A 15,840-nucleotide genomic window follows, 5' to 3' on the forward strand; every position below is an offset into this window, starting at 1 on the left:
ACATTTAAATTAATGGATGTGTTATTAGATTTAGGAGAAAAGATAAAATTTAATGAAGGAGGCAAGATAGAAATGTGGCCAGCAGTAAAACAGATGAAAGAAGAAAGCTTTAATAATGGTGCAGATTATGGAGCATTAAAATTTGCTAATAAAATGGTTAATTCTCATATGTTAACTATTGATCAAGCTGCTAGAGAATTAAATCTTACAGTAGAAGAATATCTTGCTGCAGTAAAGAATCTTAAGAAATAACGAATGAAGTTATGAAGTATCCTTCTTGGGCCTCACTTTTATAGTGGGGCTTAATAATCTTGTTGTTTCATTTATTGTTTTTAATGTTGAATAATTCTATTTATTAAATTTAGGAAATAAAAAGTAAAAAAAAATAATGTTTCTATAAATAGTATCTTTACAAAAGTTTTGTTTCTTCATATAGTAACATGCATCGGAGGACAAACAAAATGAAAAAACTACTCACAATCGCACTTATAACAATTTTAGCACTTTCAACAGTATTTGCTTCAGGAGCAAAAGAAGATAACGGAGTTAAAAAATATAAAATCGGTGTATCAAAATTATTAACTCATCCTGCTCTTGATGCAATTGCACAAGGAATTTCAGACTACCTTGCAACAACAGATTTAAATTATGAAATTAGAGAAGAAAATGCAAATGGAGATATTTCAACATGTGCATCTATCGCAGCACTCTTTAAGGAAGAGAAAGTTGATGTAGCTGTTGGTATTGCTACTCCTACTGCTCAAGCAATCTTTAATGCACTTCCAAATACTTTACAGGTTTATTCTTCAGTTACAGACCCTGTTAGTGCTGGCTTAACAGATAATGACTTAGTATGTGGTGTATCAGATATGGTACCTGTAAATACTCATTTAGAGTTAATCACAAAACTAACAGGAGCTAAGAGTGTTGGTATGGTTTACACTTCATCTGAAGCAAATGGTATTACCTTAATGGAAGCTATGCAGAGTGCTTGTGATGCAAAAGGTATTAAACTTGTAACTGTTGCTGTTTCTACTTCTGCAGAAGTAAGAGTTGCTGCTCAGTCTATTATTGATAGAGTTGATGCAGTTTATGTTGCAACTGATAACACAGTAGTAAGTGCTATTACTGCTCTCTCAGATGTATGTGCACAAGCTAAAAAACCTCTCTTCTCAGCTGATACAACATCTTCCTTTGATACAGATGTTCTTCTTGCAGGTGGTTTTGACTACTACAAGAGTGGTCTCCTCACTGGTCAGTTAATTGAAAGAGTTATTAAGGGTGAAAAGCCAACTGACATTGGAATGACTCTACTTGATGAAGCAAGTCTCGAACTATACATCAACTTAGATGTTGCAGAAAAACTTGGTATCGCAATTAGTGATGATATGATTAAAAATGCAGCATATGTAATAAAAGACGGAAAGAATACTAAATAATTTAGTTAGTCAGTTATGGAAACGGGGCTAATCCCCGTTTCTTTTGTGTTGACACAAATGTGTAAATTGATGATAAAAAAGGCTGGTTATAAAAAGGATTTATCATGATCGAAGGAATATTCATTGAAGGCTTAATTTTCAGTGTCATGGCACTAGGAATATTAATAAGCTTTAGACTACTAGATTTAGCTGATTTAACTTGTGATGGCTCTATTGCAACAGGTGCAGCTGTTGCTGCTGTAGCAATAGTGAATGGAATACCTATTCCTGTTGCTATGTTACTTGCTTTCTTTGCAGGTGTTCTTTGCGGACTTTGTACTGCAGCAATTCATAACCATTTAAGAATACCAGGCCTCCTTGCAGGTATCTTAACTATGACTATGCTTTATTCAATCAATTTAAGAATACTTGGAAACAAAGCAAATTTACCACTTGTAAAGGTAAATACACTCTATAAAGCTTTCCCAAAGCTCTTTAAAGCATTTCCACCTGAGGTTGCATCACTAATTGGAACAATAATAGTAATAGTGATTATTAAAGTAATATTAGATTTATTCTTCCACTCTGATTTAGGTATCTCTCTTGGTGCAATGGGAGGAAATGAACAAGTAGTAATTAGCCTTGGAATGTCTCCTTCTGTTTTAAAATACATTGGTCTAGGACTTTCAAATGGATTAATTGCACTCTCAGGAGCCCTTCTTGCTCAATACCAAGGCTTTGCCGATGCTTCCCTTGGTACAGGTATGGTTGTACAAGGTCTTGCAGCAATTATGCTTGGCGAATTTGTATTTAATACAAATAAAATAAGCTTAATTACACTGCGTGTTGTAATTGGTTCAATTATATATAAAGGTTTAATGTACTTTGGAAGAAAGTATGGCTATCTTATTGGAATTACACCTAATGACTTTAAGCTATTAACTGGCTTACTTGTAATTGTCTCATTAATCATTGCATCAACAAGAGTAAAAGCTAGTGAAGAAAGTGCTAAAAAGAAAGCTCTTTCAAAAATCAAGGAGAGTAACTAATGTTAGATATTAAACATGTAACTAAAGTCTTCTTCCCAGGAACAGTAAATGAAAAGGTTGCTCTTGAAGATATTAATTTAACTATTAATGAAGGTGATGTAATTTCTGTTATTGGTTCTAATGGTAGTGGTAAATCAACACTATTTAATATGATAGCAGGTACTTTTCCAGTTACTAACGGTAATATCCTTCTTGATAATAAAGATATTACTAAGGAAAAAGAGTATAAAAGAGCCTTTTATATGGGTAGAATTTTCCAAGATCCAACTAAAGGAACTAGTGGAAATATGTCCATTAAGGATAATCTTTCTCTTTCCTTAACAAAAGGTATGAAAGGTCTTAAATTCTCATATAACAATAAGAAAAAAGCACTATTTGAAGAGTTATTAAAGCCAATTCACTTAAGTAACCGTTTAGAGGATAATGTTGGTCTTTTATCAGGTGGTCAAAGACAGGCTTTAACTCTAATTATGGCATGTTTAAGTAAACCAAGATTACTTTTATTAGATGAGCACACAGCAGCCTTAGATCCTGAAAATGCGCGCATAGTAATGGAATTAACTAAGGAGTATATTGAAAAAGATAAACTTACTGCTATGATGGTTACCCATAACATGCAATTTGCAATTGAGTTTGGAAATCGCTTAATTATGATGGATGAAGGTCACATTATCATGGATGTAAGTGGAGATGAAAAGAAAAACCTTACAATTCCACTATTAATTGAAAGATTTAGAAGTGCTAGTAATAAGGATTTTACCTCTGACGAAGGCTTATTAACTCATTAATTATCGCTTTTTCTATGTGTATTGCAACTTGATTAAATAAGGAGTATACACATAGGAACTATAATTATTGCTAATAAGGGTTAATAAATGAAATCTTGCTCATCTGCTGAAAAAAAACATCTCTTTTCAGCTAAAGAGTTATTTGCACTACTATTTCCACTAGCTCTTGAACAGCTATTAACAATTGCAATTGGTATGGCCGATACCATAATGGTTTCATCATACTCTGAAAGCGCTGTTTCAGCTGTTTCATCTGTTGATTTAATTTCTTGGCTATTTATCGTAGTCTTTTCTTCCTTCTCGACAGGAGGAGCTGTAATTGTAAGCCAGTACATTGGAAGAAGAGATTTAGAAAATGCAAAAAGTGCGGCAAAGAATTTAACTATCGTAAGTATTATTCTATCATTAATAATGACAGCTATTACAATAGCGCTTAAGGATATAGTTCTACACTTAGTATTTGGTACGATTGAAGAAAGTGTCTACATAGATGCAACTAAGTATTACATTCCTATTGCCCTATCCTATCCATTTTTAGCACTTTTTGATGCAACAACTGCTATTTCTAGAAGTGTTAATAAAACAAAGAGGATATTCTTTGTTTCTCTATTAATGAATGTAATTAACATCTCAGGAAACTACATATTAATACATATAGTTAATCTAGGTTCTTTAGGTGCAGGAATTGCTTCCCTTCTTTCAAGAATAATTGGTTCATTAGTTATGCTCTTTATTTTAATGAGAAAAACTGAAGAATGCTCATTAAGTGGAATTACTAGAACAAAAATAAATATTAAACACGTAAAAAATATAACAAGAATTGCAATTCCATCTGCTTTTGATGGAGCACTGTTCCAAGTTGGAAAGCTTATTGTTCAATCACAAATAGCTACATTAGGAACTTCATCACTTGCAATACATGCCATAGTTTGTAACTTTAATAGTTATTGTAATATTCCACAAAATGCCTTTGTGTTAGCTGTTATTACATTAGTTGGGCAAGCTGCCGGGGCTGAAAGAAAGGATGAAGAGAGATATTGGACTAAGTGGTGTGTAGTATGCTCAATAATTACCACAACTATTTTTGTTCTTCCAATGTTTATTTTTACACCTCAAGTAGTATCCATATATGGGTTAAACTATGCATCAAGTTTAGAAGCAATTCCTATTTGTAGACTTTGCTTAATAGCATGTACTCTTATTATTCCGTTTGCATTTACTATCCCTAATGCATTAAATGCAACAGGTGATGTTAAGTACACCATGATTGTATCAATTCTAAGTATGTGGATATTTAGAGTTGCTCTTGTTTTCATTCTTCTAAGAGTATTTAATTTTGGTGTTGATGGGGTTTGGTATGCAATGTATGCAGACTGGATCTTTAGAGGGTTATTATACACACTTCGTTTTTGTGGAACTAAATGGCAAAATAAAAAAGCTATTAAAGAGGAGTAATTTATGATTAGCTCACTTGCTTTAATTTTTATATTATCACTTCTTGCAGGCGAACTGATGAGGAGAATAAAGCTTCCAAGAATTATTGGTATGATTTTTGTTGGAATCATTATTGGACCATATGTATTAAATTTACTTTCTCCTGAAATTCTAAGTATATCGGCAGAGCTAAGAAAGATTGCTTTAATTATCATATTAATTAAAGCGGGCTTAACACTTAACCTTGATTCCCTAAAAAAAGCATCTAGACCTGCCCTACTCTTATCGTTTTTACCAGCAACCTTTGAAGTAATAGGTATTACTATATTTGCACCTCTCTTTTTTGATATCACAAGAACAGAAGCAGCATTACTTGGAGCGGTGTTAGGAGCTGTTTCTCCTGCTGTTGTAATTCCAAAGATGACAGAGTTAATTGAAAAAGGTTATGGAAAAAACAAAAGTATTCCGGAGATGATTCTAGCTGGAGCATCGCTTGACGATATTTTTGTAATAGTACTTTTTTCATCATTTCTATCTGCAAACCAAAGTGGAGAAATTAATTTAACTTCATTTTTATCAATACCAGTATCAATTATTTCAGGAATAGCCTTAGGAGCTATAGTAGGACTTTTAGTCACATCATTATTTAAGCGTTTTAAAATGCGCTCAGAAGTAAGAACTATAGTTGTCCTAGCAGTATCGTTTACATTGATTACTATTGAAGAGTTAATAAAGCCATATTTCTCCATATCTGGTCTTCTTGCAGTAGTTGCTTCATCTTGCATAATAAAACTTAAAAGTGATGAAGGTGTAACGAAAGAATTAGCAAAAGACCATACTAGACTATGGGCAGGAGCTGAAGTAATTCTTTTTACCCTTATTGGTGCTGCAGTTGATATCAGATATACTCTAAATGCAGGGCTATTTGCAATTGTACTTTTATTCCTTGGTCTATTAGTTAGAACAATTGGGGTTTTAATTGCATTAATAAAAACACCTTTAAATAAAAAAGAAAGAGCATTTGTAGTATTTTCATATCTTCCAAAAGCAACTGTACAAGCAGCTATTGGTGGAGTTCCACTTGCTATGGGACTTTCATGTGGTTCTTTAATACTCTCTGTAGCAGTATTATCAATTATTATTACTGCTCCGTTAGGCGCCTTCTTAATGGATATTTCATATAAAAAGTTATTAAGTAAAGATAATTGATTTCACTAGTTGAAACTTTATTTCAATGTTATTAAAGTAGGGGCCATGAAAACTAGGATTGATACATCCACCTTATTTAATAAAGGTTTTTTAAAGGCTTTAATTGTCCCTCTTTTGATAGAACAAATACTAACGCTTACAATTGGAATGGCTGACACCATCATGGTTGCAAATGTTGGTGAAAGTGCAGTAAGTGGTATTTCTCTTGTAGACTCACTCTCTAATCTATTTATCCAGCTTTTTGCCGCATTTGCAACAGGTGGAGCAGTAGTTGCAAGTCAATACCTTGGAAGAAAAGATAGTGAAGCAGCATCGAAAGCTGCTAAACAATTAATATATATTACTGCATTATTTTCTCTTTTAATTACTATATTTGGCTTAGTTTTCAATCGAGGTCTATTAAGCTTGATATTTGGTCACATTGAAGATCAAGTAATGGATCATGCGGTAAGATATTTTATTTTTATTTTGATTTCATACCCATTCTTGGCTCTCACTAATAGTGCAAATGCACTATGCAGAAGTATGGGTAAAAGTAAGATTACAATGGCAGTTTCAATTGTAATGAACATAATAAATATTGGTGGAAACGCATTATTTATCTATGTTTTCAAACTTGGAACAGCAGGAGCAGGTATTGCTTCTCTACTTTCAAGAGTAGTTGGAGCAACTATTATGCTTATTATTATTTCAAAAAAGACTCTTTTAATCCACGTTGATGGACTTTTTAAGTTTGAACTAATTCCTTCCATGATAAAAAGAATATTACGAATAGGTCTTCCTAGTGGAATTGAAAATAGTATGTTCCACATTGGAAAAGTATTAGTTCAGTCATTAATTGCCTCATTTGGTACTGCTTCAATTGCGGCAAATGCAGTCGTAAATAATATTGCAGGCTTTGCCAATCTCCCTGGTGCTGTAATTGGTATGGCTTCAATTACAGTAATTGGACAGTGTGTTGGAGCCAAAAGATATGATGCTGCTAAGTACTATGCTAAAAAACTACTTCTACTTGTATTTGGTATGTTCATCTTAACTTGTTCATTCTTCTATGTAACAACTCCATTTTTATCATCTCTATATAATCTATCAGATGAAGCAATGAGACTAAGTATTATTAACAACCACTTCCTTCTTATTTGTACACTCTTTATTTGGCCTATTTCATTTACCCTTCCAAACTTTTTGCGTGCAGCTGGGGATGCAAGATATACAATGACTATTTCAATGATTAGCATGTGGACATTTAGAGTTGTATTATCCTACATACTAGGTAGATACTTAGGTCTTGGCCTTCTTGGAGCAAATATGGCAATGGTAATTGACTGGTGTTTTAGAAGCATAATGTTCTCATCACGTTGGCTGAAGGGCAAATGGATGACAAAAAAAGTAATTTAATAAAAAAAGAAATAAATTTACAAATTCAAAAGATGAATTATAATTTAAAAAAACTTGTATGCAAGATTTATTAACTCATGTAAACAAAAGGAGAACACTATGAGTAAATTTCACGGAATTGCACCAGCTTTTTATGCATGTTACGACAAAAATGGTGAAATCAATCCAGATATGGTTAGAAAGTTCACAAATCATTTAATAAAAAAAGGAGTTCATGGACTATATGTCGGAGGCTCTTCTGGTGAATGTATCTATCAAAGTGTCGAAGAAAGAAAAATCGTACTTGAAAATGTAATGAAAGAAGCAAAAGATAAAGTGTATGTTATTGCACATGTTGCTTGTAACAATACTAAGGATAGTATGGAACTTGCAAAGCATGCAGAAAGTTTAGGTGTTGATGCTATCGCTTCTATTCCTCCTATATATTTCAAACTTCCAGAACATGCTATTGCTAAATATTGGAATGATATTTCATCTGCCGCACCTAATACACCATTTATTATTTATAATATACCTCAACTAGCAGGTGTAAGTTTAACAATGACTCTGTTTAATGAGATGCTTAAAAACCCAATGGTTCAGGGTGTTAAGAACTCATCTATGCCAGTCCAAGACATTCAGATGTTTAAGATGTATGGAGGAAATGATTTTACAGTATTTAATGGCCCAGATGAACAATTCGTATCAGGGCGATTAATTGGTGCAGATGGTGGTATTGGTGGTACTTATGCTGTAATGAGTGAGCTTTTCATTAAAGCTGATTTATTTGTTCAAAGTGGTGAAAATGAAAAAGCTCGTGATATTCAAACAGACATTGATAGAATTATCTATAAGATGTGTTCAGCAAAAGGTAACCTTTATGCAGTAATGAAAGAAATTATAAAGCGCCGTGAAGGGTTAGACTTAGGTTCTGTTCGTCTTCCTCTTGCTCCAATTTATCCTGAGGATGAAAGTGTCATAGTAGAAGCTATTGATTTAATTGATAAAGCAATTAGCAAATGGGTATAACTTCATGATTTTTACAACAATTGACCAATTATCAAACTATATACCTCAAATTCCACTTCTTGATTTAGTTTGTAATGAGCTTAAACAAAATAAGCTATTATCTCTTAAGGATGGAAGATATGAATTATTGGGAGATAGAGTATTTTATATGATGAATTTATACACCGCATCAGAGAATAACGATAAGATGTATGAATTTCATAAGAAATATATTGATGTCCAAGTTATGCTTTCTGGATCTGAGCTTTGTCTTTGGTCAAATAATGAAGCAGATTTAAATACAATAGATCCTTCTATTAAAGATATTTCTTTTCAATATGTAGAAAAAGAATCTGCTTTACTATGCTTAGATACTGGTAATGTTGCAATCTTTTTCCCTGGAGAATTACACAAACCAGGTCTTGATAGTGGATATAGAAAGGAAAATAGAAAAATAGTTTTTAAAATCAAGTATTAAAGTAATGGGGGCAAATGCCCCCAATTCTTTAAAGATTAAAATAATCAATTAACTCTATACACTTCATATACATTCTTGGAATATGGAATGGCCCTTTATAGAAATTACCTTTAATTCTAGTAGCTAATGTTCCATCACGATGGAAGTAGCCATACCACTCGCCATATTCATCATCAACAAAACGTTCATCAATGTATTTATTTACTTCGTTAAACCATGATAAGTATTTCTCATCTTTTGTAATACCATATGCCATTAAGGTTGCAATAGTTGCCTCACATTGTGGCCACCAGAACTTCATATCTTGGTGATATTCGCTTAATGGAAGGTCTAATGCATCTCTATATTGAATTATTCCTCCACCTGCCTCTTTATCCCAACCCTTTTCCCAATGCCAATCAAGCATCTTTAGACCAAGCTTAATTAAATGATCATCCTTTTTGATTAAGCCTTCATTCATGATAAACCAAGCACCTTCAATAGCATGACCAGGATTAATAATCCTTCCATCATAGTGCTCTTTTAAAAATCTACCATCTGGAGCAACAATCTCTAGAACACATTTTAAATCATCTCTCACAAAATAAGTTTCAACTTCATTTAAAAGCTTTGCTATATAAGAGTTACACCACTCTTCTTTTTCAGGAAAAGACTCTCTTAACTCAGATAAAACATTTAACAAAATCATCGGTCCCCCAAATGCAATTGATGGCTCTGTCTCAGGATTTACTTTTGGAATTAAGATTCCTTTCGTTGTTCTAAGGTATTCTACAAACTCCAATAATTTAAAAGCTTTATCTCGATAAGTTAAGTCCCCTGTAATACGTGAATAACAAGCATAACCAATAATTGCAAATGTTTCACTAAAGAAATATCTTAGTCGTTTTACTACAGGTCTTCCATCTGCTGTGACTTTAAAGAACATTCTACCATCACTATCAAAACAGTGAGAATCAATAAACTTTACCAAACTTGTTGCTGCATCGAGATACTCTTTCCTCCTCTCTATCTTTTCATAGGCCGCACAAAATGTCCAAAGTGCTCTACCTTGAAACCATACAGATTTATCTGTATCTAATAACTTTCCATCTCGATCAAGACAGGTATAAATACCACCATTTACACTATCCATTCCATATTTAAGCCAAAATGGAAGTACTTTTTTTGTAAGTTCATAAATGTACTTATTTTTAACCTCACTAAAATCCATAAATACTCTCCTTTTAATGGAATTATAACTTGTATTCATGTTTTTTCTATACTAAAATTTTTATTGGTAAAAAAAAATGAAAAAAAATAATCCACTAATAGAAACTATTATAGATACATTAACTCATAGAATCGTTTCTGGAGAATATCCTGCTGGATATAAATTATCAGAAAACTTTATATCACAAGAATTTAATTGTTCAAGAACTCCTGTAAGAGAAGCTTTTAAAAGCTTAGAACAGGTTTCTCTTGTTCAAATAATTGCTCACTCTGGTACATATGTAAAAACCTTTTCAGATGAAGAAAATATCGAAATAACAGAAATAAGAGCTTATTTAGAGGCTCTAGCTTTTCGTCTAGCTGCAGAAAATAAAGCTGACACAACTAAACTGAACACTTATCTTGTAGAAATGGAAGATAGTTTAACATTAGATAAACCAGACTTTACAAAGTATGGTAAATCACACTTTTCTTTTCACCAGGAAATAGTTAGTTTATCAAACAATTCTATGTTAATTTCTATGTATGAAACACTTCATCTAAATAGTGCTACAGCATTGATTTACAAGAACATGAACAAAGAGGAAATTCTTTCTACTATCGAAGAGCATGCGCTCATTTATACTTATCTCAAGTATGGTGATGCAGAAAAAGGATCAGCCTTTATGATTAATCATCTTTGGAAAAAGAGAGAAAGATTAATTAATGAATCACAAACAAGAAGTAAAAAATAAATAAAAAAAATATTTGTTGACAGGAGTAGAAAAACCAAACTAGTATACAAGTAGGTAAAACAAAAAAAGGAAAATCAACAAAAGGAGAGATTTTATGAAAAAGATTTTACTGCTTGCATTAGTAATGCTAGTTTCTTTCTCAATGCTTTTTGCACAGGGATCTAAAGAAGCAGCTTCAAGTGACGGAAAGACAGTTATCACATGGTGGGCATTCCCAACCTTTGCAGATAATGGTGCAACAGAGAAGGCTTTAATCGAGGCATTTGAAGCAGCAAATCCAGATGTAAAAGTAAACCTTGAAACAATCGACTTTACATCAGGCCCTCAGAAGCTTACAGCTGCTATTGAAGGTGGTGCAGCACCAGATGTACTCTTTGATGCTCCAGGTAGAATTATTGAATACGGAGCAAATGGTAGACTCGTTAATCTTGATAGCCTTTTTACAAAGGAATATTTAGCAGATATCGGTGGTCTTGCTAATGCTTGTACAGATGGTAATCACTACTACATGTATCCTCTCTCATCAGCTCCATTCTGGATGAGCATTAATAAAGAGATGTGGGAAAAAGCAGGTGCTTGGCAGTATGTTAATACAGAAGGTGATAGACTTTGGACTACAGAAAACTGGGCAAAGGCAATGGAAGCTTTAGGTAAAGCTGGTTACATTGGATGTAACGTATATTGTGGTGGCCAAGGTGGTGACCAAGGTACTAGAGCATTAGTTAACAACCTTTATTCATCAACTATTTATAAAGATGGTAAATGGACTGCTAATACTGATGGTAACAAAAAGGCTCTTGAACTTTTAGTAGGTCTTTACAAAAATGGTGCTATCGATTTTGGTCGTGGTATTGCAGCAGCTGACGAACTCCAGCTTTATCAGCAGGAAATGATTGCTTCAACACTTTGTTGGGGAACATCAAATGCTAAGAACTATAAGAGTGATTCTTATACACAGTTCTCAGTACCATTCCCATCAGAGGATGGAGTTCCTGAACTTGAATACCTCGCAAATGGTTTCTGCGTATTTGATAACAAAGATCAAGCTAAAGCTGATGCAGCTATCAGATTTATAAAGTTTGTTTGTGACGATCCAACTTGGGGTCCTTATGCAGTTAAAGCTTCTGCAGCATTCCCTGCCCGCGCTTCATTTGGCAACCTTTATGGTAACGATGCTGAATATGCACTTCTCGCTTCATGGACAAAATACTATGGTCCTTACTACAATACTCGTCCTAAGTTCGCTCAAATGAGAACTCAATGGTGGAACATGCTCCAGTATGTTTCAACTGGTGACAAGACAGTTGCTAAGGCAGTTGCTGACTTCGATACAGAAGCTAACAAATAATAGTAACTCATCTAAGCTTCCTGTCAAAATTGTGGCAGGAAGTTTTTTTTACCAAAATCAAAAAAGGAGGTAAAAAATGGCTAAGCAAAAGATGCAAACTATGGGTGTTAGTCATGCCATACAACGTCAAATTGATAGAGTTAGCTATTTATTTCTATTACCAATGGCAGTATTCTTTGTCTGCTTTGTATTAGCACCAATGGTTATAGGAATTTTCACAAGCTTCTTTAACTACCGAATGGGTGTCTTTGATTTTAACTTCGGGAAAAACTATCTACAGCTTTTTACAGATAAGGTTTTCTGGAGAAGTATGCGCAATACCATTGTAATAGTAATTGTATCAGTACCTTTAGTTACAATTTTTTCACTTTGGGTAGCATCTGCACTAAATGAGAAAAGCATGGGAACAACATCTTTTTTTAGAGGTGTTTTCTACCTCCCTGTTGTAATGGGTACAGTACCTGTAGTTGTTGTATGGAAGTGGATTTTTAATTCATATTATGGAATTTTAAATTATATTCTTAAGGCTTTAAACTTGATGCCACAAAACATGCGTTTTGACTGGTTAGGTGAAAAGAGCACTGCTATTTGGTGTATTTTAACAATTCTATTTACAACAAGTATTGGTCAACCAATTGTTCTTTATATAGCTGCTCTTGGTAATGTTGATAAGTCAATTACAGAAGCTGCTGAAGTAGATGGAGCATCTAAACTTAGAACCTTCTGGCAAGTAAAGTGGCCTTCAATAATGCCAACTACCCTATATATTGTTGTAATTACAACAATTAATAGCTTCCAGTGCTTCGCATTGATCCAGCTCCTTACAAGTGGAGGTCCTTCATATTCAACTTCTACAGTAATGTATTATCTATATGAACAGGCATTTACTTACTACAACTATGGTTATGCAAATGCAATGGGTGTTATTTTAGCTATTGTAATAGCAGCATTCTCTGCACTGCAATTTAAATCTATGAAAACTGAATAAGGAGGTATGGCGTGAATCAAATTGAAAAAAATCAAGTTAAAGCAAAGTGCTATAACTACTTTACACTTATTGTATTAATTATTATCGCATTACTTTTCTTATTCCCATTTTATTGGATTATTACAGGTTCTTTTAAAACTCAACCAAATAAAATTCCACCTGAGTGGTTTCCTAAGACTTGGACAATGATGCATTGGCAAAAACTCTTTAAACAGCCAGCTTGGACTTGGTTCTTTAACTCTGTATTTATGTCAATAATGTCCATGATTCTTGTTTTGGGGGCATCCTCTATGGCAGGATATGTCCTTGCAAAAAAAGCATTTACTGGTAGAAAAATTATTTTCTCAATTCTTGTAATGGCTATGGCTCTCCCAAAACAAGTTATCTTAGTACCACTCGTTAGAATGATGAATGCATTGTCGCTTTATAATACACTGTGGGCAGTAATTTTAGGTACTGTTGGATGGCCTTTTGGAACATTCTTGATGAAACAATTTTCAGAAGGAATTCCAACAGAGCTATTAGAAGCCGCTAAAATAGATGGTTCTGGAGAAGTCAAAACATTTACACAAATAGTTTGTCCTATGTTAAAGCCTGCATTTGGTGCACTTGCTATCTTTACATTCATCAATACATGGAATGACTACTTCTTACAACTTGTTATGCTAACAAGTAGAAATAATCTCTCTATTTCTCTTGGTATTGCAACGTTGCAAGCTGAGTTAAGTACAGACTATGGGTTAATAATGGCTGGTGCTACCTTAGGTGCTGTACCAATTGTAACAATATTTATTATGTTCCAGAAATACTTTACTAATGGTATTGCTCTTGGAGCAGTTAAAGGTTAAAACAATGGCCGTCATTTGACGGCCAATTCTTTATCTTTCACTTGCTTTCCAAAGTTTTTCTAATGAATAGAACTCTCTTAATTCTGCTGACATTAGGTGAATTACAATATCACCACAGTCGATGAGTTCCCATCCATCTTCACCAGGAGTCTTATGACGGTTATTTACAGATAAACCGTTTTCATTAAGAACGCTCCAAAGTTGGTGAACAACACCCTTTAAGTGACCAACACTTGTTACTGTTCCAATAACAAAGCAGTCTGTGAAAGCACCTTCCTCTAAAGGAACGATTACTACATCTTTACAGTTATGTTCCTCTAAGAAGCTAACAATAGTTTTTGCTTTATTTTCTATAATTTCTCTCATATGTTCCCCATTATATTCTCAACCCATCTAGAAATAAACTCTCTATTATCACTATATGAATGTGCTGTGGATATCACATTCTTTAAATGATACTCTGTTACGGTTGTTTTTTTCTTAATATTTTTAGAAAGCTTAGCATCATCGAAATCAGAAGAGATGTTGTTGATTGTAGCTATAAAATCTGTTTTTCTCAAGTCCCCACGAAAGGATGAAAATGCATGTAAAGTATCGGAAGAAGAAGTAACATCCTTTAAAGAATTAAATAACTCTTGGCGAAAATTAAATAAATCATCACTTATGAATGCATAGCTTTCACAAGGAATTGTAAATACTTCTTCAAATAATTCTTTACCACTTTTTCCACTTTCACTTTCTAGGTATGAAAGAGTTTCATTATCAATATCAATTTTTACTGCATGGCGTGAATTAACGATATAAGCAAAAGATGTGCTTTCAGACTCAAGGTAGTAAGCACTATTCTTGCTTTGACAACTTATTAATAAAATGAGCAATGATGATATTAATAAATACTTTTTCAATCTTTGAATAAGCCTCCATGCTCAACAAAGTAAAAGAGCTCCAAAGTTCTTTTTGCAAAAGTCATATCTTTTTCTTTATAGTATCTCTCTTCTCTCTTTAATATATTCATTACCATTTCTTCAAGAGAAGATAAAGAGAAAATTTCTTTTCTATCATCATTTGTTATGTGTTTTCTATTTGGTTCTGTGTAATCAGCAATATATAAGCAAGCACCAAGAATCCCCATATCGATACTTCCAAGAGTATGGTGTCTTATTGCCTTTGTATAGCTTTCAGGAACAGGACCAACGATTGTTGGCATTAAGGTAGCAGCAGCAGCTCCATGAAGTAGCATTGGTTTATTTAACTCTTCTTCAGATAAATCCATATTAGCTTTTTTACAAATATTTAATATTTCATCATCTTTATCATAGCGACACCAATCATGGAAAATACCTGTATATAGTCCTGCATCCTTATCACATAAAAAGCGTTCACTTAATGCTGAACATACCTCAGCAACACCCTTTGAGTGTTCAAAGCGTGATGACTTTAAATGTTTTTTTACTAGTTTTTCAAGCTTTGTATAGTCCATGAGACTCGACATATGATTTTACTCCTTGAGTTAAAGATGAAAAGTCTCCATTTCTTACCTCTGTTGATGATGCATTATAGATAGGAGAATTAATTTGTGTAATATGATAACCTTCTCTTTCAGGTGCAATAATTTTGTCACGTGAAAAGCAAACAAAATCAACAAGCTCCTTAAGCTCATCAATTCTATACCACTTATCTAGATCAGGAAGTAAATCATCACCCATTATTAAGCCAAGTCTACCAGTTACATTAAAAGTTTCTAACACCTCAACTACGGTGTCATAGGTGTAACTAACACCACCACGCTTAATTTCAATATCACTTACAATTAATTCCAATCGTGTTGGCTGCTTAGATGAGTACTCATTAAGTGCTATTTTTACCATATTATATCGGTCTACAGCAGGTGTTGGATTACTTTCTTGCTTAAAGTTTGAAATTCGAGCAGGAATAACAATTACTCTCTCATA

The 15,840-nt window shown here is 33.4% G+C and carries 18 protein-coding genes; 13 read left to right on the top strand and 5 right to left on the bottom strand.

The genetic code is table 11. The features are described from left to right. From SOY52_RS01010 to SOY52_RS01050, 9 genes are all read left to right on the top strand, one after another. Nucleotides 1-252 (top strand): hypothetical protein (locus tag SOY52_RS01010; protein WP_320847122.1); only part of this gene is annotated, 252 nt, incomplete at its 5' end. Between the two features lie 209 nt (nt 253-461). Next, nucleotides 462-1,439, top strand: coding sequence for an ABC transporter substrate-binding protein (locus SOY52_RS01015; RefSeq protein ID WP_320847123.1), 978 nt, complete (start codon nt 462-464; stop codon nt 1,437-1,439). A gap of 104 nt (nt 1,440-1,543) precedes the next feature. Beyond that, entirely contained in the window at nt 1,544-2,467 is a 924-nt protein-coding gene (locus SOY52_RS01020; RefSeq protein WP_320847124.1) for an ABC transporter permease subunit, read from the top strand. Then, entirely contained in the window at nt 2,467-3,255 is a 789-nt protein-coding gene (locus SOY52_RS01025) for an ABC transporter ATP-binding protein (RefSeq protein WP_320847125.1), read from the top strand. The genes SOY52_RS01020 and SOY52_RS01025 overlap by 1 nt, the downstream gene beginning before the upstream one ends. Nucleotides 3,256-3,342: 87 nt before the next feature. Beyond that, on the top strand, nt 3,343-4,710 hold the full coding sequence (locus SOY52_RS01030; RefSeq protein ID WP_320847126.1) for an MATE family efflux transporter: 1,368 nt from the start codon (nt 3,343-3,345) through the stop codon (nt 4,708-4,710). A 3-nt stretch (nt 4,711-4,713) separates the two neighbouring features. Beyond that, on the top strand, nt 4,714-5,898 hold the full coding sequence (locus tag SOY52_RS01035) for a cation:proton antiporter (protein WP_320847127.1): 1,185 nt from the start codon (nt 4,714-4,716) through the stop codon (nt 5,896-5,898). Nucleotides 5,899-5,943: 45 nt separating this feature from the next. After that, nucleotides 5,944-7,296, top strand: a complete 1,353-nt coding sequence (locus SOY52_RS01040; protein WP_320847128.1) for an MATE family efflux transporter — start codon at nt 5,944-5,946, stop codon at nt 7,294-7,296. A 99-nt stretch (nt 7,297-7,395) separates the two neighbouring features. After that, a complete protein-coding gene (locus SOY52_RS01045; RefSeq protein WP_320847129.1) occupies nt 7,396-8,304 on the top strand; it encodes a dihydrodipicolinate synthase family protein in 909 nt (302 codons plus the stop codon). 4 nt (nt 8,305-8,308) lie between these two features. Next, nucleotides 8,309-8,761, top strand: a complete 453-nt coding sequence (locus tag SOY52_RS01050) for a YhcH/YjgK/YiaL family protein (protein WP_320847130.1) — start codon at nt 8,309-8,311, stop codon at nt 8,759-8,761. A gap of 28 nt (nt 8,762-8,789) precedes the next feature. On the opposite strand, the gene SOY52_RS01055 is transcribed toward SOY52_RS01050, so the two are convergent. After that, nucleotides 8,790-9,971, bottom strand: a complete 1,182-nt coding sequence (locus SOY52_RS01055) for an AGE family epimerase/isomerase (RefSeq protein ID WP_320847131.1) — start codon at nt 9,969-9,971, stop codon at nt 8,790-8,792. A 76-nt stretch (nt 9,972-10,047) separates the two neighbouring features. On the opposite strand from SOY52_RS01055, the gene SOY52_RS01060 reads away from it, so the two are divergent. The 4 genes from SOY52_RS01060 (at nt 10,048) to SOY52_RS01075 (ending at nt 13,888) form a co-directional block, all read left to right on the top strand. After that, the gene (locus SOY52_RS01060) at nt 10,048-10,704 is read left to right on the top strand and encodes a GntR family transcriptional regulator (protein ID WP_320847132.1); all 657 of its coding nucleotides are present in this window, start codon (nt 10,048-10,050) and stop codon (nt 10,702-10,704) included. A 94-nt stretch (nt 10,705-10,798) separates the two neighbouring features. Beyond that, the gene (locus tag SOY52_RS01065) at nt 10,799-12,052 is read left to right on the top strand and encodes an ABC transporter substrate-binding protein (RefSeq protein WP_320847133.1); all 1,254 of its coding nucleotides are present in this window, start codon (nt 10,799-10,801) and stop codon (nt 12,050-12,052) included. Nucleotides 12,053-12,152: 100 nt separating this feature from the next. Next, the gene (locus tag SOY52_RS01070) at nt 12,153-13,040 is read left to right on the top strand and encodes a carbohydrate ABC transporter permease (RefSeq protein WP_276989072.1); all 888 of its coding nucleotides are present in this window, start codon (nt 12,153-12,155) and stop codon (nt 13,038-13,040) included. Between the two features lie 11 nt (nt 13,041-13,051). After that, the gene (locus SOY52_RS01075) at nt 13,052-13,888 is read left to right on the top strand and encodes a carbohydrate ABC transporter permease (protein WP_320847134.1); all 837 of its coding nucleotides are present in this window, start codon (nt 13,052-13,054) and stop codon (nt 13,886-13,888) included. A gap of 30 nt (nt 13,889-13,918) precedes the next feature. Here the strand turns inward: SOY52_RS01075 and rsfS are convergent, their stop codons facing one another. The 4 genes from rsfS to SOY52_RS01095 form a co-directional block, all read right to left on the bottom strand. Continuing rightward, nucleotides 13,919-14,254: a ribosome silencing factor gene (gene rsfS / locus SOY52_RS01080; protein WP_320847135.1), complete on the bottom strand. Its 336-nt coding sequence runs from the start codon at nt 14,252-14,254 to the stop codon at nt 13,919-13,921. Continuing rightward, nucleotides 14,251-14,793, bottom strand: coding sequence for a hypothetical protein (locus SOY52_RS01085; RefSeq protein ID WP_320847136.1), 543 nt, complete (start codon nt 14,791-14,793; stop codon nt 14,251-14,253). Before SOY52_RS01085 ends, rsfS begins: the two co-directional genes overlap by 4 nt. Then, nucleotides 14,790-15,380, bottom strand: a complete 591-nt coding sequence (gene yqeK, locus SOY52_RS01090; protein ID WP_320847137.1) for a bis(5'-nucleosyl)-tetraphosphatase (symmetrical) YqeK — start codon at nt 15,378-15,380, stop codon at nt 14,790-14,792. Before yqeK ends, SOY52_RS01085 begins: the two co-directional genes overlap by 4 nt. Further along, nucleotides 15,349-15,840, bottom strand: a 492-nt coding sequence (locus tag SOY52_RS01095; protein WP_320847138.1) for a nicotinate-nicotinamide nucleotide adenylyltransferase, incomplete at its 5' end; no start/stop codon positions are given. The genes yqeK and SOY52_RS01095, both read right to left, overlap by 32 nt.

Origin of the sequence: Bullifex sp. (genome assembly GCF_034103065.1) — a bacterium.
GTDB lineage: Bacteria > Spirochaetota > Spirochaetia > Sphaerochaetales > Sphaerochaetaceae > Bullifex.

Excerpts from the sequence above, each read along its gene's own strand:
- SOY52_RS01015 (WP_320847123.1), top strand. The coding sequence starts at position 462 with ATGAAAAAACTACTCACAATCGCACTTATAACAATTTTAGCACTTTCA.
- SOY52_RS01020 (WP_320847124.1), top strand. The coding sequence starts at position 1,544 with ATGATCGAAGGAATATTCATTGAAGGCTTAATTTTCAGTGTCATGGCA.
- SOY52_RS01025 (WP_320847125.1), top strand. The coding sequence starts at position 2,467 with ATGTTAGATATTAAACATGTAACTAAAGTCTTCTTCCCAGGAACAGTA.
- SOY52_RS01030 (WP_320847126.1), top strand. The coding sequence starts at position 3,343 with ATGAAATCTTGCTCATCTGCTGAAAAAAAACATCTCTTTTCAGCTAAA.
- SOY52_RS01035 (WP_320847127.1), top strand. The coding sequence starts at position 4,714 with ATGATTAGCTCACTTGCTTTAATTTTTATATTATCACTTCTTGCAGGC.
- SOY52_RS01040 (WP_320847128.1), top strand. The coding sequence starts at position 5,944 with ATGAAAACTAGGATTGATACATCCACCTTATTTAATAAAGGTTTTTTA.
- SOY52_RS01045 (WP_320847129.1), top strand. The coding sequence starts at position 7,396 with ATGAGTAAATTTCACGGAATTGCACCAGCTTTTTATGCATGTTACGAC.
- SOY52_RS01050 (WP_320847130.1), top strand. The coding sequence starts at position 8,309 with ATGATTTTTACAACAATTGACCAATTATCAAACTATATACCTCAAATT.
- SOY52_RS01055 (WP_320847131.1), bottom strand. The coding sequence starts at position 9,971 with ATGGATTTTAGTGAGGTTAAAAATAAGTACATTTATGAACTTACAAAA.
- SOY52_RS01060 (WP_320847132.1), top strand. The coding sequence starts at position 10,048 with ATGAAAAAAAATAATCCACTAATAGAAACTATTATAGATACATTAACT.
- SOY52_RS01065 (WP_320847133.1), top strand. The coding sequence starts at position 10,799 with ATGAAAAAGATTTTACTGCTTGCATTAGTAATGCTAGTTTCTTTCTCA.
- SOY52_RS01070 (WP_276989072.1), top strand. The coding sequence starts at position 12,153 with ATGGGTGTTAGTCATGCCATACAACGTCAAATTGATAGAGTTAGCTAT.
- rsfS (WP_320847135.1), bottom strand. The coding sequence starts at position 14,254 with ATGAGAGAAATTATAGAAAATAAAGCAAAAACTATTGTTAGCTTCTTA.
- yqeK (WP_320847137.1), bottom strand. The coding sequence starts at position 15,380 with ATGTCGAGTCTCATGGACTATACAAAGCTTGAAAAACTAGTAAAAAAA.